A 24,652-nucleotide genomic window follows, 5' to 3' on the forward strand; every position below is an offset into this window, starting at 1 on the left:
GATATTGCGAAGGTGGCGGAATTGGTAGACGCGCTAGCTTCAGGTGTTAGTGTTCTTACGGACGTGGGGGTTCAAGTCCCCCCCCTCGCACCACGACTTTATAAAGAATTGAACTAAAAATTCAAAAAAGCAGTACATCGGCGAGTAGCGCAGCTTGGTAGCGCAACTGGTTTGGGACCAGTGGGTCGGAGGTTCGAATCCTCTCTCGCCGACCAATTTTGAACCCCGCTTCGGCGGGGTTTTTTGTTTTCCGCTTCGGCAAAAACGTTCCTATCTCCCTGATATCGCAAAAAATATCTCGCTAATCAGCATGCGATTTATTGTCCAGAATAGTCCCAATTCCTTGTGCGGATAGATGCATTTTCTACCGCTCCTGTGCGATAATAAACGGGTAGATGCTCATTCCATCTCTTATGTTCGCCTTAGTGCCTCATAAACTCAGGAATGATGCAGAGCCGTTTTACGGTGCTTATCGTCCACTGACAGATGTCGCATTTTATATGCTAAATCATTCATGATGTGTCGAGACGGCCAGCACGGGAATCCCCCGGAGCTTACAAAGGTAAGTGACTGAGGTGAGCGTGTGCAGCCAACGAAGAGACAGCGTGAAGGATGAAGCATATAGCCTCATCAAACACCATGGACACTACGTTGAGTGAAGCACCCAATTTGTTGTCAAACAGACCTGTTTTAACGCCTGCCCTGGTTTCAGAGCAGGCGTTTTTTTCTTTTCAGGGATAGAGAAACGTTCAGGCGGGAAGAGAAGAGATTCTCGCCCCCGATGGAGGCGAGAAGGGCATTACTGCTGCGGGTTGTTTTGCAGGGTTAACAGCAGGCCGTCGCGACGCATCGTCGCCGCTTCTTCCGGCTGATGCAGGCGGTCAAGAGTATCGGCCAGCCACGCGTAGTCAAACGCATCCGGGCGCTGCTTGAGCGCTGCGCGGAACGCGATGCTGGCTTCCTGCCACTCGCCGTGACGCATGAGCGATTGCCCCAGCGTACTCCACAGCAGCGGACGGTCGCCGACCGTTTTGATCTGCTGGCGCAGCACCTTTTCCAGCTGTTCCGGATTATTCGTTTTCAGCCGCGGGATCGGCATCACCAGACGATCGTCGTAGTGCTTTTTCAGACCTTCGATAATAATCTGCTGCGCGGTATCATGGTCGTCGCTTTCGATAAGGCGATTAGCCATTGCCACCTGTAGCGCCACTTGGCTGCGGGTTTTTCGGTTCTGGCTTTTCCACCAGTCGCGCAGACCTTCGCTGCCCCCATCGGCCAGCGTTTTATCCATCAGGCCAATCCACGCCAGCTGTTCCAGTTCGGCACGGTGCTCTTCATCGCTGACGTTGGCTTTCGCCATTGATGGAATGATATCCAGCAGCGGATTCCAGGCGCCGGTACGAATGTAGGCCTGCTCGGCGAGGCGCAGGACCTCCGGATGACGCGGCGTGATCTCCAGCAGCTTGTCGATGCCGTGGCGGGCGGCGTGGTTTTCATTACGCGCCAGCTGCAGGCGTACGCGGGTGATTTCGACAGGTATCAGGTCGTCGCCGGCGAGCTCTGTCGCGCGCTCCAGATGCTGGTTGGCGCGGGCTTCATCGCCACGCTGCTGGGCGGCTTCTGCCGCCAGCAGGTAGTTCACAACGGGCTGCTCAGCGTGATCGGCATTTTTCGCCATCAGCTTCTCAACCTGCTGATAATCGCCCTCTGCCAGCTTCAGCAGCGCCTGCTCGGTTTGCTTACGCGCGCGGCGACGCTTGCGGCCCACGAACCAGCCGCGGGTATGCGCGCCGGTGCGGAAAATGCGCCGCAGCAGCCACTCAATGGCAAAAAGCACTACCATGGTGAGGATCATGATGATCGCTAACCCGGTGACGCTGGTTTCAATGTTGTAATTATCGGTCTGGATCAGGACGTAGCCCTGATGACCCGCGATCATCGGACCGACCACGATCCCGGCAAGCAGCAGCGCGAAGAGTAAGAGAATTTTCAACATGCGTTACTCTCCTTGTGGCGCAGGCGTTGGCGCGTGGGCAGCAGGTGCCGGCGCGGGAGCCGGGGCGCTGGCCTGGGTTTCAGCCGGCTGCGCCATCAGATTACGTACCCGCGTTTGCATCAGTTTCTCAAGCAGCGCCTGGCTCTGCAGGCTCTCCGGTACGTTCATGGTGATACTTTGCTGGCTGAGCTTATCCACGTCCTCAAGGAAGGCTTTGGTGGTGGCATCTTCAGTGTCGTAGTAAGCACGAACCCACGTCGAGACGTTATCCAGCGCCTGTTTGTAGGTTTCTTCCTGATGACGCGGAACCGCCTGCGCCGCGACCAGCAGACGGGAGCGGATGTTTTCGCGCAGATAGACGTCCTGGTTTGGCGCCAGCAGCGGCACGGCGGTCTCATCGCGGCGGCGAACGGTAATAAAGCTGTCCATAAAGTTCTGCCAGCTTTTTTGCAGGTTTACCCGCCACTCGCTAATGGAGCTGGATAGCTCATCGCTATCGGAATCCATCGGGGTGTCATCGTCGTTGTTGTCCGCCAGGCGTAAATTATCAATCTGGTTGGCGAGCTGGTTCACTTTCAGAATGATGCCGTCGTAGTCGACCTGACTCACGGCGGAAAGCGAAGCAATATCGTCGGTAATGGCGCGACGGGCGGAAATCAGGCTCGGATCGTTCATATCGGCGAGGCTGGCGTCGGCGCTTTTCAGCAGCGCGGCGGCGGTCGTCACGTCCTGATCGCTCCACAGCTTACGTCCGGCCAGTTTTACGAGGAAATCAGCCTGCGCGAGCAGCCAGGTTTTTGCATCGCTGCCGGAAATGACCGCGACCTTCTCCTGCACTTCTTCCAGCTTCTTCGCCAGAGAATCCTGCTGACGCTGCGCTTCCGTCAGCTGGTCGGCCTGCTGCTTGATGATGCCTTCAAGCTCGCTTTTTTGGCTCTCCTGCGCTTTTTGCAGCGCGGCGATCTGGCTGGATAGCCCGGCGCTGGCTTCGCTCTGGCGGGTTGCCTGAGTCTTCGTCAGACCATAAAGGCCTACGCCAGCGGCGAGGGCGATAGCGATAGCTATTGCGCTCAGGGCGAGGCTGGTTTTACTGCCGCCGTTTTTCTTTTCGACATTCTTCTCTGGCTGTGGCGTCGTTTCCACGGCCTCCCTGGTCTCTTCAACCACGGCGGATTGATTCTGTTGTTCCGTCATTATGGCTTCCAATGTTGAGAGTTATTGTAATGCGCGTAGCAGCGCATCGTTGTCGGCGCTATCGGCAACCTGGATATCCTGCCAGCCCAATTCCCTGGCCTGCTCGGCCAGACGTTCACTGACAACGAAAATGCGACAGCTCAGGAGCCAACGTTCGCGATACCACTGTGGTATTAGCGTCCAGAGCTGCTGCAGCATCTCGCCGCTGGTGATGACCAGCGTCGAAACCCCGCGAGACTGCCAGCGCATTGCTTCTTCTGCGCCATCGTAGTGCCTTGCACTACGTTGATAACATTCACAAAAAGTGACATCAGCGCCGCGTTCGCGAAGCGTGTCACCGAGTAATTCCCGCCCGCCGTTGCCGCGCAGGATGAGCGCTTTTTTCCCCGCAATGTTTTGTAATTCAGGTAATTGTAGCAAGACTTCGCTGATTTCCCGATCTAACGGGTAGCGAACTTGTCGATTACTGACCTTATGCAGGGCCAGCGCGGTGGTGCGGCCAATGGCAAAATAGTCGGGCGCCGTGGGCCAGCGCAGCCCCTGCTGCTGGAGGCGAGCGTGGGCAAACTCGACGGCATGCTGAGATAGCGCGAAGAGCAAATCGCCTGCGGCGAGGCTTGCCAGCTGGCCGCCCAGCTCAGGGAGCTGACGGCCCGGGGTAAACTCAATGAGCGGAAAGCTCCAGGCCACGCGTCCCAGCGCGCGCAGGCGGCTGACTAACTCTTCGCCTTGCGGCAGCGGACGGGTAACCAGAATGCTCATTGAGGCGCTTCTCCTGCGTAGACGACGGCGAGAATGTCGCGAGCGCCGTTATCCAGAAGTTCTTCGGCAAGGGCGACGCCCAGCGTTTCGGCATCTTCCGGGCGACCGCGCCGCTCGCCGCGTACCGTGTGTGAGCCATCCGGCGCGCCAACCAGCGCGCGCAGCCATAGCTCACCGTCGATCAGTTCGGCATAGCTGCCGATAGGCACCTGACAGCCGCCTTCAAGCCGGGTGTTCATCGCCCGTTCAGCGCGGACGCGGATGGCCGTTTCCGTATGATTCAGCGGGGCCAGCAGCGTTTTGGTCCATTCGTCGTCAAGGCGACACTCAATGCCGACCGCGCCCTGGCCGACGGCGGGCAGAGATTGCTCCGGGGACAGCGGTTGACGAATACGCGCCTCAAGGTTCAGGCGCTTAAGCCCTGCGGCGGCCAGAATAATGGCGTCGTACTCGCCGCTATCAAGCTTGCCCAGACGCGTGCCAACGTTGCCGCGCAGGGAGCGGATCGTGAGATCCGGCCGCGCGGCGGCCAGCTGACACTGACGGCGTAAACTTGAGGTGCCAACGATGCTGCCGTGGGGGAGTTCATCAATGGAAGCGTAGTGATTCGAGACAAAGGCATCGCGCGGATCTTCGCGTTCACAGATGGTCACCAGCCCCAGCCCTTCGGGAAACTCCACCGGCACGTCCTTCATAGAATGGACGGCAATGTCGGCGCGACCTTCCAGCATGGCCAGCTCTAACTCTTTCACAAAGAGGCCCTTACCGCCCACTTTTGCAAGGGGCGTATCAAGGATCACGTCGCCGCGGGTGACCATAGGCACCAGCTCAACGGAAAGCCCCGGATGACAGGACTCCAGGCGCTCTTTCACATAATGTGCCTGCCATAGCGCAAGCGGGCTTTGCCGTGTGGCAATTCTCAAAACTTTGTCTAACATGCTTGTTACCGTCATAGTCGACCACTAACCATCCTAACATTGTTGTCTTAGGGATGTTAGTTTTGTGGGGTTAAGGGTCGCGGCCATTTTTTTAGCCTTTCATGCGTTTGCGGGTTGCCGCAAACGTAGTGAAGAATTTACACGTAGTAAAGGGTGCTACACTTGTATGTAGCTCATCTTTCTTTACGGTCAATCAGCAAGGTGTTAGATTGATCACGTTTTAAACCATTTGTCAGTCAGCAGTTCATCACAACCACACCGACGACGAATGGTGACGGTTTTTGTTGAAATACTGAAACTCTCCGTACTATTGTACGTCGGGTTTTTGAACATCAGGCGATATGTCTTGTACCTCTATATTGAGACACTGAAACAGAGACTGGATGCCATCAACCAATTGCGCGTGGATCGCGCCCTTGCTGCCATGGGACCCGCTTTCCAGCAGGTTTACAGTCTACTGCCGACATTACTACATTATCATCATCCGCTGATGCCGGGTTACCTTGACGGTAACGTTCCCCGTGGCATTTGCCTCTACACGCCTGATGAAACCCAACGTCACTATCTTGATGAACTCGAGCTCAACCGTGGAATGCTGGCCAAAGAGCCGCCGAAAGGCGAGCTGCCGATCACCGGCCTTTACTCTATGGGCAGTACGTCTTCCGTCGGCCAAAGCTGCTCTTCCGACCTGGATATCTGGGTATGCCACCAATCATGGCTGGATAGCGAAGAGCGCCAGCTGCTGCAGCGCAAATGTAGCCTGCTCGAGAGCTGGGCCGCGTCGCTGGGCGTTGAGGTCAGCTTCTTCCTGATCGACGAAAACCGCTTCCGCCATAACGAAAGCGGCAGCCTGGGCGGTGAAGACTGCGGCTCAACTCAACACATCCTGCTGCTGGATGAGTTTTACCGTACCGCGGTGCGCCTTGCCGGGAAACGTATTCTGTGGAATATGGTGCCGTGCGATGAAGAAGAGCATTACGACGATTACGTGATGAGCCTCTACGCGCAGGGCGTGCTGACGCCGAACGAATGGCTGGATCTCGGCGGCCTGAGCTCCCTCTCGGCAGAAGAGTACTTCGGCGCCAGCCTGTGGCAGCTGTATAAAAGTATCGACTCGCCCTATAAGGCCGTGCTGAAGACGCTGCTGCTGGAAGCGTACTCCTGGGAGTACCCCAACAACCGTCTGCTGGCGAAAGATATCAAGCAGCGCCTGCATGACGGTGAAATCGTATCGTTTGGCCTTGACCCTTACTGCATGATGCTGGAGCGCGTCACGCTCTATCTGCAGGCCATCGAAGATGAAACGCGCCTCGATCTGGTGCGTCGATGTTTCTATTTAAAAGTGTGCGAGAAGCTGAGCCGCGAGCGCGCCTGCGTCGGCTGGCGCCGTGAAGTCGTCAGCCACCTGGTGAAAGAGTGGGGCTGGGATGAAAAGCGTCTGATGATGCTCGATAACCGGGCCAACTGGAAGATTGACGAAGTCCGTAAAGCGCACAACGAACTGCTTGATGCGATGATGCAGAGCTATCGCAACCTGATTCGCTTTGCGCGCCGTAATAACCTGAGCGTTTCCGCCAGCCCGCAGGATATTGGCGTGCTGACGCGTAAGCTGTACGCCGCCTTTGAAGCGCTGCCGGGGAAAGTGACCCTGGTAAACCCGCAAATTTCGCCGGATCTGTCTGAGCCGAATCTGACTTTCATCCACGTGCCGCCGGGCCGTGCCAACCGTACCGGCTGGTATGTCTATAACCGCGCGCCGGACATGGAATCGATCATCAGCCATCAGCCGCTGGAATATAACCGTTATCTTAATAAGCTGGTGGCCTGGGCCTGGTTTAACGGCCTGCTGACGTCACGTACGCGCCTGTTTATTAAGGGCAACGGGATTGTCGACCTGGCAAAACTGCAGGAGATGGTGGCCGATGTGGCGCATCACTTCCCGCTGCGCCTGCCGTCTCCGACGCCGAAAGCGCTGTATAGCCCCTGCGAAATTCGCCACCTGGCGATTATCGTCAACCTCGAATATGACCCGACGGCGGCCTTCCGCAATCAGGTGGTGCATTTCGACTTCCGCAAGCTGGATGTTTTCAGCTTCGGCGAAGAGCAAAAGTGCCTGATTGGCAGCATCGATTTGCTGTATCGCAACTCGTGGAACGAGGTGCGCACGCTGCACTTTAATGGCGAGCAGGCGATGATCGAAGCGCTGAAAACCATTCTTGGCAAGATGCACCAGGACGCCGCGCCGCCGGATAGCGTGGAAGTTTTCTGCTATAGCCAGCATCTGCGCGGCCTGATCCGCACTCGCGTGCAGCAGCTGGTGTCTGAATGCGTTGAGCTGCGTCTTTCCAGCACCCGCCAGGATACCGGCCGTTTTAAAGCGCTACGCGTTTCCGGGCAGACCTGGGGGCTCTTCTTCGAGCGTCTTAACGTCTCGGTACAGAAGCTGGAAAACGCCATCGAATTCTACGGCGCGATTTCGCATAACAAACTGCACGGCCTGTCGGTGCAGGTGGAAACCAACCACGTCAGGCTGCCGCAGGTGGTGGATGGTTTTGCCAGCGAAGGGATTATTCAGTTCTTCTTTGAAGATGCGGATAACGATAACGGATTTAACATCTATATCCTTGATGAGAGCAACCGCGCCGAGGTGTATCACCACTGCGAAGGTAGCAAAGAAGAGCTGGTACGCGACGTCAGCCGCTTCTACTCTTCGTCGCACGACCGCTTTACCTACGGCTCCAGCTTTATCAACTTTAACCTGCCGCAGTTTTATCAAATCGTCGACGTCGACGGTCGCGAACAGGTGATCCCGTTCCGCAGCCAGGTGATTGCCGCGGCCACCCTTGCTGCAGGTGAGGATTCCGCGACATCATCGATGTTGCAGCACTACTCATGACCCGCCGCGTAGACCTGTCATTCGGCGCAGGTGAATTTCCCGGGGGCGCTTCGCTTGCCTGGGCTTCGGGGTGATATGGGTTTTGTCGCCCGGATACGGCGTTAGCCGCAATCCGGGGAACTCGAGTCACGCGCGTTTAGCGAAAACTCACCGCTTCACCGGCCTGCGCGGTCGCCGCCTGTTCCAGCAGATCCCAGAAGGTTTCGCCGCTGCGGTCGCATACCCACTCGTCGCCTTTCAAGTCGAAATGGTAGCCGCCTTGTTTTGTCGCCAGCCACACCTGGTGCAGCGGCTCCTGGCGGTTGATAATAATTTTGCTGCCGTTTTCAAAGCTGATAGTCAGCACGCCGCCGTTGATTTCACAGTCGATATCGCTGTCGCCATCCCAGTCGTCGAGACGCTCTTCGATGGTCATCCACAGGGTATCGGCCAGGCGATGGAATTCACTGTCGTTCATGGTTCTTTCCCGCTTTTTTGATCGTGGCGGCAGTATAGCGCAATCTACGATGACTTCGGCAGATGGCGAAGGCGGATCAGCAGTAGAGACGTCACGATCGCCATCGCCAGCAGCCCGTAACGCGCGCTCAGCATCCGGCTCTGTTGATAATGCTGAAGAAGGCCAGAGAGATCGCCGGGCGCCAGGTTTTGTGTCTGGATAAGCTGATGGAAAGTCCGATCGCTCGTCCAGGGGATAAACGTGAGATGGCCGATGGCCTGTCGGGCGGCCAGGCCCATTGCCAGGTCGTGCTGTACCTGATATTTCATCAGAAAGGTCAACACCGTGAGCATGACGGTACTGATTAACGCCATTCCTAATGCCTGCCCGATATCGCGCGAGGCGGCCTGAACGCCGCCGGACTGTTCGGCGTGCCGATTCCCTGCGCCAGTGGTGACCAGTATCGGGGCATTGGCCGCGATGGTGCCCATCCCCGCGCCGATTAAACAAAGCCCTGACGCCATCAGTACAGGGGTAAACCCCGTTACGTGCAGCGCCGCGGCGGCGACCAGAGCGCCGGCGATTCCCGCCGTCAGCCCCATCTGGCACTGGCGGCGAGGGTTTCGCTGCTGAATAAACAGCGGCAGGCCCAGCGAACAGGCGGCGAGACATATCGCAAAAGGGAGTATCAGCAGCCCTGTTTCCATCGCCGATACGCTTTTAACAATCTGCGCAAAACTCACCACGGTAAAAATAGCCGAACTGTAGGCAAAAAATATCCAACCGGTGAGATAGAGCCCGTGGCGCACCAGGCGGGTTTTCAGGAAAACCGCGGGGAGCAGAGCGTGGCCGGTGGTGGCTTCAAAATGACGTTCCCAGCGCAGCATCATCACCAGCACCATCAGGCCGCAGAGAATAACGAAAGGGGCGGGGCTCAGGCCGAGAACGCTCACTGCCGGGTCGAAGGGCATAACCAGCCCCCAGACCGGGATGCGCAGAATACCGAAAATCGTCAGGAACAGCCCCAGGGTGCCTAACAGAAAGCCCGGGGTATCGAAGGCGATAGCGGCGCGTTTGTTTTCTGATGCCGGGATGATGACGGAGCAGAGCAGGATAAGCAGCGCCAGCAGGCCAAGCGAGGCAAACGCGATGCGCCAGCCGACGTGGTCCAGCAAATATCCGCATACAATTGGACCACAGGCGAATGAAATGCCGCTGGAGGCACCCAGCGCGCCAAAGGCGGCAACCCGTCGTCGCTGCTGATACAGGGCAGAGATCAGGCCAAAAACGGCGGGGATCATCAGGCTACCGCCTATCCCGGCGGTCAGACGCGCGCCCCAGGTAAAGAGCGCGATCGATGGCGAAAAAAAGGCGCAGGCTTCGGCGAGGATAAAAATCAGGCAGCCGATGCGAAACAGCATCCGCCAACCCCAGATACACCCCAGCATTCCGCCTGCCACCATAAACGTGCCCGCAACCAACGGATACATGGTATTCGCTGTACTGACCTGCCCAAGCGTGGCGTGCAGATCGTTCATTAGCGCCTGCGTGGCGATACTTAACGTCACGTTATCGGCGGAAGCCAGAAACTGTGCGCAGCATAAGACAACCAAAGGTAACCAGTTTGTCGGTGTAGGGTTGGTGGTCACAGCGTGTTCCTTTTTGATAGAAACGACAAAACGCGCCCTTCCTCGCGGGAGGGGCGCGTTATTGTTAGTTATCTTTCGATCTTAACTCAGATTTTCGACTTCTTCGCATGCGGCTCTTCTCCTGCTGCGTCATCAGAACCTCTGGCGCGGACGGGAAGATTGCGCGTCCCGAATAAAAACAGCAGCGTCATGACCGCGGTGGCGACCATCCCCGCTCGCGTGGCTTTCAGGCGGGCGGTTTTATAGACCTGGTTGAGTTCCGTTACATCCTTCTGATTCACGCCCTGGTCCAGCATCAGCGTTGAGAAACCCGTATCGCTGAGATAAGGAATAACGGAAAGATTTGCCACCTTCTGCTGTGTATCTTGGCTTAGCGAAGCGTCGTGGCTGGCCATATCCTGTACCGTCATGGTGATCGCCGTCAGCATCACCATACCGCAAACCGCTACGCCGATTGCCTGGCCGACGTTACGCGAAGTCGCCTGCACGCCGCCGGACTGCTGCGCATCGCGCGCCGGCAGGGCGCTGGTAACAATATAGCTGGAATAGGCGGAAACGATGCCCATACTGACGCCAATCAGACACATCCCAACCGGCACGATCATGCTGAAATCGGACGGGCCGAAGCCGAAGATGCACAACACGGAACCCAGCGTGCCGATGAGCAGCGCGCTCTGGCACATCCGTTTCGGATTCGCGTTTTTCCAGACGATCGGCAGCCCCAGCGAAAAGACCACGACGCCCAGCGCAAACGGCAGAATGAGCAAGCCGGTTTCAATACCGTTCAGCCCGGCAACCACCTGTACAAAGCTCACGGTCACAAAAATACCGGAACCGTAGGCGAGGAAGATAAACGCCGTCAGATAGAGACCGTTACGCACCTGCGGCGTTGCGAGGAACGACAGCGGAATCAGCGCGCTGCCGGTGGTGGCTTCGCGATGGCGCTCCCACTTCAGCATAATCGCCAGCACGATCAGGCCAAACAGGACGAGGAACGGCGCCGGGCTAAGGCCCATAACGGTGAACGGCGCGTTAAACGGCGTAAACAGACCCCAGCTTGATACTTTCAGGAAGCCGAGGATCACGCTGAACAGGCCGATAACCGTCAGGACGACGCCCGGCAGATCGAACACCACTTTGCGTTCAGGTTTTGCCGGCGTAGGGACCAGGAAGGAGCCGCTGAAGATAACGATGCACAGGCCGGCGATAGCGGCAAACGCGGCGCGCCAGCCGAGGTGGTCAACCAGCAGGCCGCAAATCAACGGGCCGGCGGCGAAGGAGACGCCGCTTGCCGCGCCGATCGCGCCAAAGGCGATCGCCTGCTGGCGGCCTTTGTAGTTACTGGCGATAAGCCCCAGCACCGAAGGGATCATAAAGCTTCCGCCAATACCGGAAAGCAGACGGGCGCCGTAGGTGAAGACCAGCATGTTCGGTGAGAAATAAGCGGTCAGCTCGGCAAGAAACAGCAGCGCGCAGCCGATGCGGAAGGTTTTCTTCCAGCCGACGATAAGCCCGGCCATCCCGGCGGCGACCATCAGAGAGCCCGCGGCCAGCGAATACATCGCGTTGGCGATGCTGATGAGATCCATTGACGCGTGCAGGTCTTTGACCAGCGCGCCGGTAGCGATGCTCAGCGTGGCATTATCGCCGGATGTCGAAAGCTGAGCGAGGCACAGCACCAGCAGCGGCAACCATTTCATCGCCGTATCGGCGGCCGCGTTGCGCGACATGCCGGGAGAGTTAATTACTGAATTTGTCGTCATGATCGTGTTCTGTGGTTAATTTCAGGCAATCTACACATCATCCTTCAAGCTGCCTCTGTGCTGGCTGCCTGCGTTCACCCCGGTCGCTTACTGTAATAAGTGACCGAGGATTCTCTCAGGTGCCGCCTTGATGCAATGTGAATGATTTTGTGCAATAGCTATCCGCCCGACGACGACGCCGGGTGGATAATGTTCGCAACAGGATTACTGGATTTGCTGTTTCTTACCGCCCAGCACGGTGCCCCAGACCTTCACATCTTTAAGCTGAACCGGCTCGATGGCCTGCGGATCCTCTTCCAGCACGGTGAAGTCGGCATATTTACCGCATTCGATGCTGCCGATCAGATGGTCCATTTTCATGGTCCACGCCGCGCCGAGGGTCATCGCGTGCAGCGCTTGATCGACGGAGATTTTTTCCGCTTCGCCCAGTACGCGCCCGGATGCCGTCAGGCGGTTCACCGCGCACCAGCCGGTGAACAGTGGGTTGATGGGGGTGATGCCGCAATCGCTGTGGAAGGCGAAAGGAATACCGTGGCGCACCGCGCTGCTGCAGGCGTCCATACGCATTGCGCGCTCCGGGCCCATGGTTTTGCTGTAGTGCTGATCGCCCCAGTAATAGATGTGGTTGCTGAAAAAGTTCACGCCCATACCCATCTCTTTGATGCGTTTGAACTGATCTTCACGCAGCATCTGCGCGTGCTGCATCACCGCGCGGTGGTTCACTGCAGGAATACGATTCAGGGTTTTCTCGACGGCTTTAATGAACGCTTCCGAGGCCTCGTCGCCGTTACAGTGGCAGTGAACCTGGTAGCCGCGGGACATGATGTCGTAGACCTGCTGCTCCACCTCTTCCGGCGTGGCGTTCCACGCGCCGTTGTGGCCATCCAGATAATAGAAGGGCTCCAGCATCCGTCCTGACCCACCCTGGATAGAGCCGTCGAGGAAGATTTTCATCGGGCCGAAGTGCATTTTTTCGTGCCCGTGACGCATGACGTCCGGGGCGAAATCCAGCGCTTCCTGGAAGGGTTTTTTGACGAAAGGAGGACCGTAGGCCACCAGCAGACGAATCGAGAAGTCCTCTTCACGGGTCATGCGGATGTAGTTGGTCATCAGCTCGGGATTGCTGAAATCGGTCAGACCCATATCGGCTGCGCTGGTGCAGCCTGCGCGAAACGCTTCCTGGCCGAAATTGGCGATGGCGATTTCGGTGGTGAGTTCGTCCCAGAAACCATATTTATTCAGGATTGGCCCCATGGCGGCGAACTCCACCAGCTCGCCGTGCAGCGTACCGTCCTGATTTTTCACCACGCCTTCGATCTGGCAGTCGTCAAATATTCCGCAGTCGTGCAGCGCGGCGGTATTGGCGCCCATCAGGTGGATGCTCATATGGATAACCGCGACCGGACGGGTGGTTGAGACGCGGTCCAGATGTTCGCGGCCCAGCTTTTCGCTGCCGAAATAAATGGGATCAACGCCCCATGCGATCAGCGGCGCGTGCGGATCGGTCATCTCACGTTCCACCGCCTGCAGCGCGCTGACGACGTCGTCAAAAGAGCGGCAGCCTTTCCAGACTTTACCGGTATGGTCCGGGCGATCGTAGTAACCCACATAGGGGAATTGCCACATACCGCCGCCGGTGACGTGCGAGTGGGCTTCAATCAGGCCGGGCATTAACACTTTATCGGCAAAGGTCTCGTCCAGCTGGTATTCGCCAAAGCCGGTGAGTTCTTCAAGCGTGCCGGTGCCTAAAATACGGCCGCCGCGCACCGCGACATGGGTGGTCTCCGGGCGGTTCGGGCACATCGTAATGATTTTTTTGGCGGCAAAAATCGTGATTTCTGATGCTGACATAGTAGGCTCAATCATTCAGGGTTCAGAGAGCGATGAAAGGCGTCGCTTTCATCATGAGTATTAATGCGCCTATGCTAATTGTCATATTGGATGTATAACAGGACCAAAAACCCACGATATTAAGGTGCCAATTTGTCGGTTGCTCTGCCTTTTGATTTAACGGGTATAAAGCTGGATGCTGGCAGAAAGCGTAGCGAGCAGCTTTATCGCGCCCTGAGAGAGAAGATGGTGAATACGCCCGGTCTTCACGGGGCTAAACTACCCGCGACGCGTGAGCTGGCGCGGCTGCTGGGGGTTTCTCGCAATACGGTGGTCTCGGTCTACGAGCGTTTATATGCCGATGATTTAATTGAAACCCGACAGGGCGACGGCACCTATATACGTTATCGCGGGCAGGAGGTTGACGAAGGCCCCGACGTCCCTGAAATTCCTGCCTTACGCGTCGACTCGCGCCTGCCGCTGACGGCGCGGTTTAATCGCCATTTTGTGCACGATGGCCCGCCGAAGGCTTTTCGCATCGGCATGCCCGCGATTGACCATTTCCCGTTTGATACCTGGTCGCGCCTGCAAAACCGCTTCTGGCGGCGGCGACCCATTGCGCAAATGGGTTACGGCGTTCCGGCGGGCGATTTACAGCTGCGCGAGCTTATCGCCAGCTATCTGCATACCTCGCGCGGCCTGAAGTGCGATCCGGCTCAGGTGATTATTACCCTTGGCGCACAACAGGCGATAATGCTCTGTTCCGCGCTGCTGCTGCGCGCCGGGCAGGACGTCATTATGGAAAACCCCTGCCACTGGGCGGCGGCGGGCGTATTCTCCTGCCTTGGTTTGAATATTAAAGCGATTAACGTTGATGATGAGGGGCTTCAGACGGCGCAGTTGACGGATTATCCCGACGCCCGGATGGTCTACGTGAGCCCGTCATGCCAGTACCCGACGGGCGCGACGCTCTCGCTATCGCGGCGGATGACGCTGCTGGAGTGGGCCAGAAAGCATCAGGCGTGGATTATGGAGGATGATTACGACGGCGAGTATCGCTATAACGGCACGCCGCTGATGCCGCTCGCCGCGCTGGATAACCGCCATCGGGTGATTTATATCGGTTCGTTTTCCAAAGTGATGTATCCCGCGCTACGCCTGGGCTACATGGTGGTTCCGCAACAGCTGGTGGAACCGCTGAACCTGCTGCGTACGCTATCCACCCGCCAGCCGCCAATGAACGACCAGCAGGTGATGGCGAGCTTTATTTCGGAGGGGCATTTCCAGCCCCATATCCGGCGAATGCGCAGAATCAGTAAAAGCCGTCGCGATCTGCTGCTGGCCGAGTGGAATCAGCATCTGAGCCATATTGGCGTGATGCCGGAAGTGGCCTCGGGGCTACATGCGGCGATTACGCTGGATGATGCTGAAACAGAAACCCGTCTCGTTAGCCAGGCCCAGGCGGCAGGCGTGGAAATTACGCCGCTGAGCGCATTGTGGATCCCCGGTACGCCTGAAAGCCGCCATCATTACGGCGTGGTGCTGGGATTTGCCGGCGTGATGGAAGCGGATATTGTGCAGTCGATACAGGTGCTAAAAAAATGCTGGCAGTGACCCTGCTAAAATGAATACTCAGCGTATATCTACCAACGCGTTTGCGCTGTAACCCTGGTGGAAAGCCGCTTTTCAGATGTCATAAAGCTGCCCTAAACGCTTGCTTTTACGTCTTCTCCTGCGATGATAGAAAACAGAAAGAATGAATTACGGGCTACTATCCATGAAAAACGTTTTCCCAGCGCTTGCCGTTTTATTTGCGGTCCTCAGCCTCACCGGCTGCGGTCTGAAAGGGCCGCTCTATTTCCCGCCAGCGGATAAAACGGCGCCTCCGCCGACTAAACCGGTTGATAGCGGTATCCAGAGCTCTACGCCGGATCGTAACGATCGCGGTGATAGCGGTGGTCCGACCCAGGTGAATTACTGACAGTTCCGCGCTGCTGGAGTAGATGATGCAGTTCTCTAAAATGCATGGCCTTGGCAATGACTTTATGGTTGTTGACGCGGTAACTCAGAATGTTTTTTTCTCACCGGAACTGATTCGTCGTCTGGCGGATCGGCATCTTGGCGTGGGCTTCGATCAGCTGCTGGTGGTTGAGCCGCCCTACGATCCGGAGCTCGACTTCCACTATCGCATCTTCAATGCCGACGGTAGCGAGGTGGCGCAATGCGGCAACGGCGCGCGCTGTTTCGCCCGCTTTGTGCGCCTGAAAGGCCTGACCAATAAACGTGACATCCGCGTCAGTACCTCGAACGGCCGTATGGTATTAAGCGTAACGGAAGACGATCTGGTGCGCGTGAATATGGGTGAGCCAAACTTCGAACCGTCGCAGGTGCCGTTCCGCGCCAACAAAGCGGAAAAGACCTATATCATGCGCGCCGCTGAACAGACAGTATTGTGCGGCGTGGTGTCCATGGGCAACCCGCACTGCGTTATCCAGGTCGATGATGTGGAAACCGCGACGGTGGAAACGCTCGGCCCGGTGATGGAAAACCACGAGCGCTTCCCGGAGCGGGCGAACATCGGCTTTATGCAGGTGGTCAGCCGTTCCCATATTCGCCTGCGCGTGTATGAACGCGGCGCGGGTGAAACGCAGGCCTGCGGCAGCGGCGCCTGCGCGGCGGCGGCGGTCGGTATCCAGCAGGGGTTACTGGGCGAGGAGGTCCGCGTGGAATTACCCGGCGGGCGTCTTGATATCGCCTGGAAAGGTCCGGGCCAACCGCTGTATATGACTGGCCCGGCGGCACATGTCTATGACGGATTTATTCATTTATGAAACAAGTCGGGGAAGAACAGCAGGAACTCGCCAGCGAGCTGAACGATCGCGCAGTGGTGGACTATCTGTTGCAACATCCTGAATTCTTTATTCGTAATGCGGCGCTGGTGGAGCATATGTCGGTGCCGCATCCGGTACGTGGTTCGGTCTCGCTGGTGGAATGGCACATGGCGCGGGCGCGGAACCATATCAACGTGCTGGAAGAGAATATGACGCTGCTGATGGCCCAGGCGACGGCTAACGAAAGCCTGTTTCAGCGCCTGTTTGATCTCCAGACGCGGCTGGCGGCGGCCGATAGCCTTGATGAAATGCTGAACCGCTTTCATCGCTGGGCGCGCGAGCTGGGCCTGGCGGGCGCCACGGTGCGCCTGTTTCCCGACAGCTGGCGGCTCGGCGCGCCCTCCAAATTCACTCATCTGGCGATAAGCCGTCAGGCGTTTGAGCCGATTCGCATTCAGCGTCTTGGGCAACAGCGCCATTATCTTGGCCCATTAAACGGCCCGGAACTGCTGGTGGTGCTGCCGGAAGCAAAAGCCGTGGGTTCGGTGGCGATGTCGCTGCTGGGAGGAGATGAAGCGCCCGGCGTGATGCTGTTCAGCAGTCGCGACCCTCAGCACTATCAGCAAGGTCAGGGAACGCAGCTTTTGCAGGAAATTGCGTCGATGCTCCCGGGGTTGCTGGAGCGCTGGATCGAGCGCGCATGACCGACTCGCCGCTGTTTACGCCCGTAGAACGCTTTTTACGCTATCTCGGCGTGGAGCGTCAGCTGAGCCCGATAACGCTGCTGAACTACCGCCGCCAGCTTGAGACGCTTATCGCGCTGGCGGATAGCGACGGGCTGAAAAGCTGGCAGCAGTGCGATGCTGCCCAGGTCCGTAGCCTGGCGGTGCGCAGCCGTCGCCAGGGGCTGGGGCCAGCCAGCCTGGCTTTACGTCTCTCCGCCTTACGCAGCTTCTTTGACTGGCTGGTGAGCCAGGGCGAACTGGCCGCGAATCCGGCGAAGGGGATTTCGGCGCCGAAAACACCGCGCCATTTACCAAAAAATATCGACGTCGACGACGTTAACCGACTGCTGGATATCGATCTTAACGATCCGCTGGCGGTACGCGACAGGGCGATGCTGGAAGTGATGTACGGCGCGGGACTGCGTCTCTCGGAGCTGGTGAATCTCGACATTAAGCACCTCGATCTGGAATCCGGCGAGGTGTGGGTGATGGGCAAAGGCAGCAAAGAGCGCCGCCTGCCGATTGGCCGCAACGCGGTGGTGTGGATTGAGCACTGGCTCGACCTGCGCGGCCTGTTCGGCGCTGATGAAGACGCCCTGTTCTTATCAAAGCTGGGTAAGCGAATTTCCGCGCGTAACGTGCAAAAGCGCTTTGCCGAATGGGGCATTAAGCAGGGCCTCAACAGCCACGTGCATCCGCATAAGCTGCGCCACTCTTTCGCGACCCATATGCTGGAGTCGAGCGGCGATCTGCGCGGGGTGCAGGAGCTGCTGGGTCATGCGAATCTGTCCACCACTCAAATTTATACCCATCTTGATTTTCAACACCTTGCGTCGGTGTACGATGCGGCGCATCCGCGCGCCAAACGGGGGAAATAATGCGTTTTTACCGACCTCTGGGCCAGATTTCAGCACTGACATTTGACCTGGACGATACCCTTTATGACAACCGTCCGGTGATTGACCGAACGCTGCATGAGTCGCTGAGCTTTGTGCGCAGCTACCACCCGTCGCTGAGTCAATTTGACGCCAGCGAACTCAACCGGCTGCGCCAGACGCTGCTGGCGTCAGAGCCGGAAATTTACCACGATGTCACCGAGTGGCGCCGCCGCGCGCTGGAGCTGGGGATGATCAACGCCGGGCTTTCTGCGGCGCTGGCGAAAACGGGGGCCGAGGAAGCGATGGCGAACTTCGCCCACTGGCGCAGCCTGATCGATGTCCCGCAGGAAACGCACGATACGCTGGCGCAGCTGGCGGAAAAGTGGCCGCTGGTGGCCATTACCAACGGTAATGCCCAGCCGGAGCTTTTTGGCCTGAGCGACTACTTCCGCTTCGTGCTGCGCGCCGGTCCGGACGGGCGCTCTAAGCCTTTTGCCGATATGTATCATCTCGCAGCCGAGCGGCTGGCGCTGCCGCTGGGGCAGATTCTGCACGTCGGGGACGATCTGACGACCGACGTGGCGGGCTCCATTCGTTGCGGCATGCAGGCCTGTTGGATCAAACCGCAGGGCGCAGACCTGATGCGCACCGCCGACAGCCGCCTGTTACCGCACATCGAAATTTCACGGTTGGCATCTCTGACCTCGCTGATATAATCGTCAGTAGTTCTGTATAAATTAACAGTAGCCCGGTGGACTGAACGTTGCCGGGCGTCTCATTTCCGGCGGTGCCAATGGACGTTTCTTATCTGCTCGACAGCCTTAATGACAAACAGCGTGAAGCCGTTGCGGCATCACGTACGAATATGCTGGTTCTGGCAGGCGCGGGCAGCGGTAAGACGCGCGTGCTGGTACACCGCATCGCCTGGCTGCTGAGCGTTGAGCACTGTTCCCCTTACTCCATTATGGCGGTGACCTTTACCAATAAAGCGGCGGCGGAAATGCGCCATCGTATTGGCCAACTGATGGGTACCACCCAGGGCGGTATGTGGGTCGGCACTTTCCACGGACTGGCGCACCGGCTGCTGCGCGCTCATCACCTTGACGCCAACCTGCCGCAGGACTTCCAGATCCTCGACAGCGAAGACCAGCTGCGCCTGCTCAAGCGTCTGATTAAGGCGATGAATCTCGATGAGAAGCAGTGGCCGCCGCGTCAGGCGATGTGGTACATCAACGGCCAGAAAGATGAAGGGCTGCGCCCGCACCATATACAGAGCTACGGTAACCCGGTTGAGCAGACCTGGCAGAAGGTTTATCAGGCCTACCAGGAGGCCTGCGATCGGGCGGGGCTGGTGGATTTCGCCGAACTGCTGCTGCGCGCCCACGAGCTGTGGCTCAACAAGCCGCACATTCTTCAGCACTACCGCGAGCGCTTTACCAATATCCTGGTGGACGAATTTCAGGATACCAACAACATTCAGTACGCGTGGATCCGCCTGCTGGCGGGCGATACCGGCAAGGTGATGATCGTCGGCGATGACGATCAGTCCATTTACGGCTGGCGCGGCGCGCAGGTGGAGAACATCCAGCGCTTCCTCAACGATTTCCCCGGCGCGGAAACTATCCGCCTCGAGCAAAACTATCGCTCGACCAGCAATATCCTCAGCGCGGCCAACGCCCTGATTGAAAACAACAGCGGGCGCCTGGGGAAAAAGCTGTGGACCGACGGCGCCGACGGCGAGCCGATTTCGCTCTACTGCGCGTTTAACGATCTTGATGAGGCGCGCTTTGTCGTCAACCGCATCAAAACCTGGCAGGAAAACGGCGGGGCGCTGGAGCAGTGCGCGATTCTGTATCGCAGCAACGCCCAGTCGCGCGTGCTGGAAGAGGCGCTGCTGCAGGCCAGCATGCCGTATCGTATTTATGGCGGCATGCGCTTCTTCGAACGCCAGGAGATCAAAGATGCGCTCTCCTATCTGCGCCTGATCGCCAATCGTAATGACGACGCGGCCTTTGAGCGCGTGGTGAATACCCCGACGCGTGGTATCGGCGATCGCACGCTGGACGTGGTGCGCCAGACCTCGCGCGACCGTCAGCTGACGCTGTGGCAGGCCTGTCGCGAGCTGTTAAAAGATAAAGTGCTTGCCGGACGCGCCGCCAGCGCCCTGCAGCGTTTTATGGAGCTCATTGACGCCCTGGCGCAGGAAACCGCCGATATGCCGCTGCACGTGCAGACCGATCGGGTGATTAAAGACTCCGGCCTGCGCATGATGTACGAGCAGGAGAAAGGCGAGAAAGGCCAGACGCGCATTGAAAACTTAGAGGAGCTGGTAACGGCAACGCGCCAGTTCAGCTACAACGAAGAAGATGAAGATTTGATGCCGCTGCAGGCGTTCCTCTCGCATGCGGCGCTGGAAGCGGGAGAAGGGCAGGCGGATACCTGGCAGGATGCGGTACAGCTGATGACCCTGCACTCGGCGAAAGGGCTGGAGTTCCCGCAGGTCTTTATCGTCGGCGTGGAAGAGGGGATGTTCCCGAGCCAGATGGCGCTTGATGAGGGCGGTCGCCTGGAAGAAGAACGCCGTCTGGCCTACGTCGGCGTCACCCGTGCGATGCAGAAGCTCACGCTGACCTATGCGGAAACCCGCCGCCTGTATGGCAAAGAGGTTTATCACCGTCCGTCGCGCTTTATCGGCGAGCTGCCGGAGTCGTGCGTGGAAGAGGTGCGGCTGCGCGCCACGGTGAGCCGTCCGGTCAGCCATCAGCGGATGGGGACGCCGATGGCGGAAAACGACACCGGCTATAAGCTGGGCCAGCGCGTGCGCCATGCCAAGTTTGGCGAAGGCACGATCGTGAACCTCGAAGGCAGCGGCGAACACAGCCGCCTGCAGGTTGCGTTTCAGGGGCAGGGGATTAAATGGCTGGTCGCGGCGTATGCCCGGCTTGAAACAGTGTAACAGTAAGAAAAGTATCATTATTTTGTAATATTCTGCTACCTTTATACGTTAAGGAGCTTGATTTGCTCTTTAGCGTTCCGTTGCGTGTTGACGCCGTTTTTGCGCTGGCGTAACATGCGCGCACGATTACGCTAAGAGGACATTCGCCTTGGACACACCCAGTAGATGCTGGCTCAATTTCCTGCCCATCAGGAACAACTCCTAAGGCTATCCTCTTATGCTGATAGCCTTAGCGGTTGTCGGCGACCCGTTCTATTCCCGTCGCTCTGAGTCAGGCTTAATGGTCTGAAACCCAAATTGTTTCTGTGTGCCCACCGAACTGTCCGATAATTTTTTGCATTGGGAGTCCCGGTCATGCTGAGCGCATTTCAACTGGAAAACAATCGTTTAACGCGTCTGGAAGCCGACGAGATCAAGCACCTCGCCAGTTCGGTGTGGGTCGATCTGGTCGAGCCTGACGACGATGAACGAAGCCGCGTGCAAACGGAATTGGGCCAGAACCTGGCGACGCGCCCGGAGCTGGAAGACATCGAAGCGTCAGCGCGTTTCTTTGAGGATGAAGACGGTCTGCATATCCACTCATTTTTCTTTTTTGAAGATGCAGAGGATCACGCCGGTAACTCTACCGTAGCGTTTACTATCCGCGAAGGGCGTCTGTTCACCCTGCGCGAACGGGAGCTGCCCGCTTTCCGCCTGTATCGCATGCGCGCCCGCAGCCAGTCGATGGTGGACGGCAACGCTTACGAGCTGCTGCTGGACCTGTTCGAAACCAAAATCGAGCAGCTGGCGGATGAAATTGAAAACATCTATAGCGACCTGGAAAAGCTCAGCCGGGTGATCATGGAAGGTCGTCAGGGCGATGATTACGACGAGGCGCTCTCGACGCTGGCGGAGCAGGAAGATATCGGCTGGAAAGTCCGCCTGTGTCTGATGGATACCCAGCGCGCGCTGAACTTCCTCGTGCGCAAAGCCCGCCTTCCGGCCGGTCAGCTGGAGCAGGCGCGTGAGATCCTGCGCGACATCGAATCCCTGCTGCCGCACAACGAATCGCTGTTCCAGAAGGTTAACTTCCTGATGCAGGCGGCGATGGGTTTTATCAACATCGAGCAGAACCGCATCATCAAGATCTTCTCGGTGGTCTCCGTCGTCTTCCTGCCGCCGACGCTGGTGGCTTCCAGCTATGGCATGAACTTTGAGTTTATGCCCGAGCTGCACTGGAGCTTTGGCTATCCCGGCGCGATTGTCTTTATGATGCTCGCCGGCCTGGCGCCGTATCTGTACTTTAAGCGTAAAAACTGGCTGTAAAAAAAGGAGCTTCGGCTCCTTTTTTGCGTACCAGCTTGGCTTTATGCCCTGCGCGTACGGCGTATTGTGTAAACCGCATCCATCACGAAAATCGCCAGCGCCACCCAGATAAAGGCGAAGGTTACCATTTTATCCGCGCCCGGCACTTCGCCGTAGAAGGTTACCGCCAGCAGGAACATCAGCGTCGGGCCGATATACTGGAAAAATCCCAGCGTGGAGAGGCGCAGACGCGTCGCCGCGCCGGTAAAGCACAGCAGCGGGATGGTGGTGACCACGCCCGCCGCCATCAGCAGCAGGTTCAGCGACCACGGATTCTGCCCCATGTGGCTGGTCGGGCTATCGGCAATACCAAACAGATAAATCGCGGCGACCGGCAGCAGCCAGAGCGTCTCAAACAGCATCCCGGTTTGCGCATCCACGGCGATCTTTTTACGCAGCAGGCCGTAAAAAGCGAAGCTGAACGCCAGGCCCAGCGCGATAATCGGCAGCGAGCCGAAGGTCCAGAGCTGTACCAGCACGCCGCAGGCGGCCAGCAGCACCGCCAGCCACTGCATCCGGCGAAAGCGCTCCCCGAGGAAGATCATCCCCAGCAAAATATTCACCAGCGGATTGATAAAATAGCCCAGGCTGGCTTCCAGCATATGATGGTTATTCACCGCCCAGATAAACAGCAGCCAGTTGCCGCCCACCAGCACCGCAGAGAGCGCCAGCAGGAACACCTTTTTCGGCGTTTTCAGCAGCCTTTTGACCTGCGGCCACTGACGGCTGATGCTGATCAGCGCGACCATAAAGAAGAAGGACCAGATCACGCGGTGAGTCAGAATTTCATCGGCGGGAACATAGTAGATAAGCTTGAAGTACGCCGGCGCGATACCCCAGATAAAATAGGCGGCCAGGGCCAGAAGAATCCCCACCCGCGTTTGTTTAGCGTCCATCGGTACAAATCCATTGCCAAAGAGAGAGATGTTACTCGATTTAGGCCGATCAACCCACCATATACGTCGCCGTGGCGCTGGCGATATACACCTGCTCTTCGTTATGCAGCTCGACGCGGGCCACCGCCACTTTATTACCGGCGCGCAGCAGGCTGCTGGTAGCGGTAAAGCGTTCCCCGCGGCCCGGACGCAGGTAGTCGACGCGCAGATCGATAGTGCCCATCCGCGACAGGCGCTGGCGCAGCTCTTCTTCATTGATGGTGTCGTGGCGAGTCAGCGTGCTGCCGACGCATACCAGCCCCGCAGCGACGTCCAGCGCTGAGGCGATCACGCCGCCATGTAAAATGCTCTGCGCCCAGTTGCCCACCATCATCGGCTGATTGTTGAAACTCAGCTGGGCAAACTCCTTTTCATAGCGCTCCAGCTCCAGCCCTAAGGCACGATTAAACGGCATATGGTAGACGAAGATCTCTCCCACCAGCTTCAGGGCGGCGGCGGCGGTCAGTTCAGACATAACAACACTTCCATAAGTTAATGAAATGTTGATTTTATGCTTCTAAAATATTGATTTCTACTTTAAGAACGGATAACAGGTCAGATGCCGCATAAATAGGTAGAATGCTGCCTGGGTTAAACAGAAATAATAAATATCCATCCAGGAGAACAGCAATGCGTATCTCTTTGGCCTGCCTGCTGGCGCTTGTTGCGCTTCCGGCCGGCGTTCTGGCGCAGGACGCGCCGGTGAATAAACAGGTCCACGACGCTCCGGTCGTTCGCGGGAGCATTATCGCCAACCTGTTACAGGACCATGATAATCCGTTCCTGCTCTATCCCTACGAGAGCAACTATCTGCTCTATACGTGGACCAGCGATCTCAATAAAGAAGCGATTCGTAGCTACGACTGGGCCGAAAATGCGCGTAAAGATGAAGTGAAGTTCCAGCTCAGCCTGGCGTTTCCGCTGTGGCGAGGGATCCTCGGCGAGAATTCGCTGCTGGGCGCTTCTTATACGCAAAAATCCTGGTGGCAGCTCTCCAACAGCAAAGAGTCCGCGCCGTTTCGCGAAACCAACTATGAGCCGCAGCTGTTCCTCGGGTTTGCGACCGATTACTCGTTCGCCGGCTGGACGCTGCGCGACGTTGAGATGGGTTATAACCACGACTCTAACGGCCGTTCCGATCCCACCTCCCGCAGCTGGAACCGCCTCTATACCCGGCTGATGGCGCAAAACGGCAACTGGCTGGTTGAGGTGAAGCCCTGGTACGTGATTGGCAGCACCGACGATAATCCGGATATCACCAAATATATGGGGTATTACCGGCTGAAAGTGGGTTATCAGCTGGGCGACGCCATCCTCAGCGCCCAGGGGCAATATAACTGGAATACCGGCTACGGCGGCGCCGAGCTTGGGGTGAGCTATCCGATCACCAAACACGTGCGCGTCTATACTCAGGTCTATAGCGGTTATGGCGAGTCGCTCATCGATTATAACTTCAATCAGACCCGCGTCGGCGTCGGGCTGATGCTCAACGATCTGTTTTAATCGTTGCACTCTGGCT

General features: G+C 57.6%; 21 protein-coding genes and 2 tRNA genes. 13 read left to right on the plus strand and 10 right to left on the minus strand.

Annotated features, from left to right (window positions below; translation table 11 throughout):
* The first annotated feature begins 6 nt into the window (after window positions 1-6).
* Both ACESQ2_RS26610 and ACESQ2_RS26615 read left to right on the plus strand, forming a co-directional pair.
* Window positions 7-93: transfer RNA gene (locus ACESQ2_RS26610), tRNA-Leu, on the plus strand.
* Between the two features lie 45 nt (window positions 94-138).
* Window positions 139-215: transfer RNA gene (locus tag ACESQ2_RS26615), tRNA-Pro, on the plus strand.
* 584 nt (window positions 216-799) lie between these two features.
* Here ACESQ2_RS26615 and hemY read toward each other — a convergent pair.
* From hemY to hemC, 4 genes are read right to left on the minus strand one after another with little or no spacing between them, the layout of a single operon-like run.
* The gene (gene hemY / locus ACESQ2_RS26620; protein WP_046878129.1) at window positions 800-1,996 is read right to left on the minus strand and encodes a protoheme IX biogenesis protein HemY; all 1,197 of its coding nucleotides are present in this window, start codon (window positions 1,994-1,996) and stop codon (window positions 800-802) included.
* Between the two features lie 3 nt (window positions 1,997-1,999).
* On the minus strand, window positions 2,000-3,190 hold the full coding sequence (hemX, locus tag ACESQ2_RS26625) for a uroporphyrinogen-III C-methyltransferase (protein WP_004097536.1): 1,191 nt from the start codon (window positions 3,188-3,190) through the stop codon (window positions 2,000-2,002).
* 21 nt (window positions 3,191-3,211) lie between these two features.
* Complete coding sequence (gene hemD, locus ACESQ2_RS26630) at window positions 3,212-3,952, minus strand: uroporphyrinogen-III synthase (RefSeq protein WP_004097542.1); 741 nt, start codon at window positions 3,950-3,952, stop codon at window positions 3,212-3,214.
* Entirely contained in the window at window positions 3,949-4,890 is a 942-nt protein-coding gene (gene hemC / locus ACESQ2_RS26635; protein ID WP_025108409.1) for a hydroxymethylbilane synthase, read from the minus strand. The genes hemD and hemC overlap by 4 nt, the downstream gene beginning before the upstream one ends.
* Before the next feature lie 346 nt (window positions 4,891-5,236).
* Between hemC and cyaA the strand changes: the two genes are divergently transcribed.
* Window positions 5,237-7,786, plus strand: coding sequence for a class I adenylate cyclase (gene cyaA / locus ACESQ2_RS26640; RefSeq protein WP_009651720.1), 2,550 nt, complete (start codon window positions 5,237-5,239; stop codon window positions 7,784-7,786).
* Window positions 7,787-7,922: 136 nt separating this feature from the next.
* Here the strand turns inward: cyaA and cyaY are convergent, their stop codons facing one another.
* The 4 genes from cyaY to ACESQ2_RS26660 form a co-directional block, all read right to left on the minus strand.
* Window positions 7,923-8,243: an iron donor protein CyaY gene (cyaY, locus tag ACESQ2_RS26645; RefSeq protein WP_004097546.1), complete on the minus strand. Its 321-nt coding sequence runs from the start codon at window positions 8,241-8,243 to the stop codon at window positions 7,923-7,925.
* Between the two features lie 44 nt (window positions 8,244-8,287).
* On the minus strand, window positions 8,288-9,871 hold the full coding sequence (locus ACESQ2_RS26650; protein WP_046878128.1) for an MFS transporter: 1,584 nt from the start codon (window positions 9,869-9,871) through the stop codon (window positions 8,288-8,290).
* An 86-nt stretch (window positions 9,872-9,957) separates the two neighbouring features.
* Window positions 9,958-11,634, minus strand: coding sequence for an MFS transporter (locus tag ACESQ2_RS26655; protein WP_373171559.1), 1,677 nt, complete (start codon window positions 11,632-11,634; stop codon window positions 9,958-9,960).
* Window positions 11,635-11,838: 204 nt separating this feature from the next.
* Complete coding sequence (locus tag ACESQ2_RS26660) at window positions 11,839-13,485, minus strand: amidohydrolase (protein WP_373171560.1); 1,647 nt, start codon at window positions 13,483-13,485, stop codon at window positions 11,839-11,841.
* Window positions 13,486-13,617: 132 nt separating this feature from the next.
* On the opposite strand from ACESQ2_RS26660, the gene ACESQ2_RS26665 reads away from it, so the two are divergent.
* From ACESQ2_RS26665 to corA, 9 genes are all read left to right on the plus strand, one after another.
* Complete coding sequence (locus tag ACESQ2_RS26665; protein ID WP_009651706.1) at window positions 13,618-15,078, plus strand: PLP-dependent aminotransferase family protein; 1,461 nt, start codon at window positions 13,618-13,620, stop codon at window positions 15,076-15,078.
* Between the two features lie 163 nt (window positions 15,079-15,241).
* Window positions 15,242-15,445 (plus strand): lipoprotein, encoded by a 204-nt coding sequence (locus tag ACESQ2_RS26670; protein ID WP_009651708.1) that lies wholly within the window; start codon window positions 15,242-15,244, stop codon window positions 15,443-15,445.
* A 25-nt stretch (window positions 15,446-15,470) separates the two neighbouring features.
* Window positions 15,471-16,295, plus strand: a complete 825-nt coding sequence (dapF, locus tag ACESQ2_RS26675; protein ID WP_004127458.1) for a diaminopimelate epimerase — start codon at window positions 15,471-15,473, stop codon at window positions 16,293-16,295.
* A complete protein-coding gene (locus ACESQ2_RS26680) occupies window positions 16,292-16,999 on the plus strand; it encodes a DUF484 domain-containing protein (protein WP_025108404.1) in 708 nt (235 codons plus the stop codon). The genes dapF and ACESQ2_RS26680 overlap by 4 nt, the downstream gene beginning before the upstream one ends.
* Window positions 16,996-17,898, plus strand: a complete 903-nt coding sequence (gene xerC, locus ACESQ2_RS26685; RefSeq protein ID WP_046878126.1) for a tyrosine recombinase XerC — start codon at window positions 16,996-16,998, stop codon at window positions 17,896-17,898. Before ACESQ2_RS26680 ends, xerC begins: the two co-directional genes overlap by 4 nt.
* Entirely contained in the window at window positions 17,898-18,614 is a 717-nt protein-coding gene (gene yigB, locus ACESQ2_RS26690; RefSeq protein ID WP_014227468.1) for a 5-amino-6-(5-phospho-D-ribitylamino)uracil phosphatase YigB, read from the plus strand. Before xerC ends, yigB begins: the two co-directional genes overlap by 1 nt.
* Window positions 18,615-18,691: 77 nt before the next feature.
* On the plus strand, window positions 18,692-20,854 hold the full coding sequence (uvrD, locus tag ACESQ2_RS26695; RefSeq protein WP_014227469.1) for a DNA helicase II: 2,163 nt from the start codon (window positions 18,692-18,694) through the stop codon (window positions 20,852-20,854).
* 148 nt (window positions 20,855-21,002) lie between these two features.
* On the plus strand, window positions 21,003-21,059 hold the full coding sequence (gene ysgD / locus ACESQ2_RS26700) for a YsgD/CorL family protein (RefSeq protein ID WP_349817343.1): 57 nt from the start codon (window positions 21,003-21,005) through the stop codon (window positions 21,057-21,059).
* 149 nt (window positions 21,060-21,208) lie between these two features.
* Window positions 21,209-22,159 carry a magnesium/cobalt transporter CorA gene (gene corA / locus ACESQ2_RS26705; RefSeq protein ID WP_004097564.1) on the plus strand — a complete coding sequence of 317 codons (951 nt, stop codon included), beginning with the start codon at window positions 21,209-21,211 and terminating at the stop codon, window positions 22,157-22,159.
* A gap of 41 nt (window positions 22,160-22,200) precedes the next feature.
* On the opposite strand, the gene rarD is transcribed toward corA, so the two are convergent.
* Both rarD and yigI read right to left on the minus strand, forming a co-directional pair.
* The gene (gene rarD, locus ACESQ2_RS26710) at window positions 22,201-23,094 is read right to left on the minus strand and encodes an EamA family transporter RarD (protein ID WP_014227470.1); all 894 of its coding nucleotides are present in this window, start codon (window positions 23,092-23,094) and stop codon (window positions 22,201-22,203) included.
* 49 nt (window positions 23,095-23,143) lie between these two features.
* Entirely contained in the window at window positions 23,144-23,608 is a 465-nt protein-coding gene (gene yigI, locus ACESQ2_RS26715) for an acyl-CoA thioesterase YigI (protein ID WP_004097567.1), read from the minus strand.
* A gap of 155 nt (window positions 23,609-23,763) precedes the next feature.
* On the opposite strand from yigI, the gene pldA reads away from it, so the two are divergent.
* Window positions 23,764-24,636, plus strand: coding sequence for a phospholipase A (gene pldA / locus ACESQ2_RS26720; protein WP_004097569.1), 873 nt, complete (start codon window positions 23,764-23,766; stop codon window positions 24,634-24,636).
* Window positions 24,637-24,652 lie beyond the last annotated feature (16 nt).

Origin of the sequence: Klebsiella sp. Q11, from assembly GCF_964241505.1 — a bacterium.
GTDB classification, from domain to species: Bacteria; Pseudomonadota; Gammaproteobacteria; order Enterobacterales; family Enterobacteriaceae; genus Klebsiella; species Klebsiella michiganensis.

Bases quoted from the DNA above. Each gene is read 5' to 3' on its own strand.
- uvrD (WP_014227469.1), top strand. From the start codon at position 18,692: ATGGACGTTTCTTATCTGCTCGACAGCCTTAATGACAAACAGCGTGAA.
- ACESQ2_RS26670 (WP_009651708.1), top strand. From the start codon at position 15,242: ATGAAAAACGTTTTCCCAGCGCTTGCCGTTTTATTTGCGGTCCTCAGC.
- corA (WP_004097564.1), top strand. From the start codon at position 21,209: ATGCTGAGCGCATTTCAACTGGAAAACAATCGTTTAACGCGTCTGGAA.
- pldA (WP_004097569.1), top strand. From the start codon at position 23,764: ATGCGTATCTCTTTGGCCTGCCTGCTGGCGCTTGTTGCGCTTCCGGCC.
- hemY (WP_046878129.1), bottom strand. From the start codon at position 1,996: ATGTTGAAAATTCTCTTACTCTTCGCGCTGCTGCTTGCCGGGATCGTG.
- rarD (WP_014227470.1), bottom strand. From the start codon at position 23,094: ATGGACGCTAAACAAACGCGGGTGGGGATTCTTCTGGCCCTGGCCGCC.
- cyaY (WP_004097546.1), bottom strand. From the start codon at position 8,243: ATGAACGACAGTGAATTCCATCGCCTGGCCGATACCCTGTGGATGACC.
- hemC (WP_025108409.1), bottom strand. From the start codon at position 4,890: ATGTTAGACAAAGTTTTGAGAATTGCCACACGGCAAAGCCCGCTTGCG.
- ACESQ2_RS26680 (WP_025108404.1), top strand. From the start codon at position 16,292: ATGAAACAAGTCGGGGAAGAACAGCAGGAACTCGCCAGCGAGCTGAAC.
- hemX (WP_004097536.1), bottom strand. From the start codon at position 3,190: ATGACGGAACAACAGAATCAATCCGCCGTGGTTGAAGAGACCAGGGAG.
- ACESQ2_RS26660 (WP_373171560.1), bottom strand. From the start codon at position 13,485: ATGTCAGCATCAGAAATCACGATTTTTGCCGCCAAAAAAATCATTACG.
- yigI (WP_004097567.1), bottom strand. From the start codon at position 23,608: ATGTCTGAACTGACCGCCGCCGCCGCCCTGAAGCTGGTGGGAGAGATC.
- dapF (WP_004127458.1), top strand. From the start codon at position 15,471: ATGCAGTTCTCTAAAATGCATGGCCTTGGCAATGACTTTATGGTTGTT.
- ACESQ2_RS26655 (WP_373171559.1), bottom strand. From the start codon at position 11,634: ATGACGACAAATTCAGTAATTAACTCTCCCGGCATGTCGCGCAACGCG.
- xerC (WP_046878126.1), top strand. From the start codon at position 16,996: ATGACCGACTCGCCGCTGTTTACGCCCGTAGAACGCTTTTTACGCTAT.
- hemD (WP_004097542.1), bottom strand. From the start codon at position 3,952: ATGAGCATTCTGGTTACCCGTCCGCTGCCGCAAGGCGAAGAGTTAGTC.
- yigB (WP_014227468.1), top strand. From the start codon at position 17,898: ATGCGTTTTTACCGACCTCTGGGCCAGATTTCAGCACTGACATTTGAC.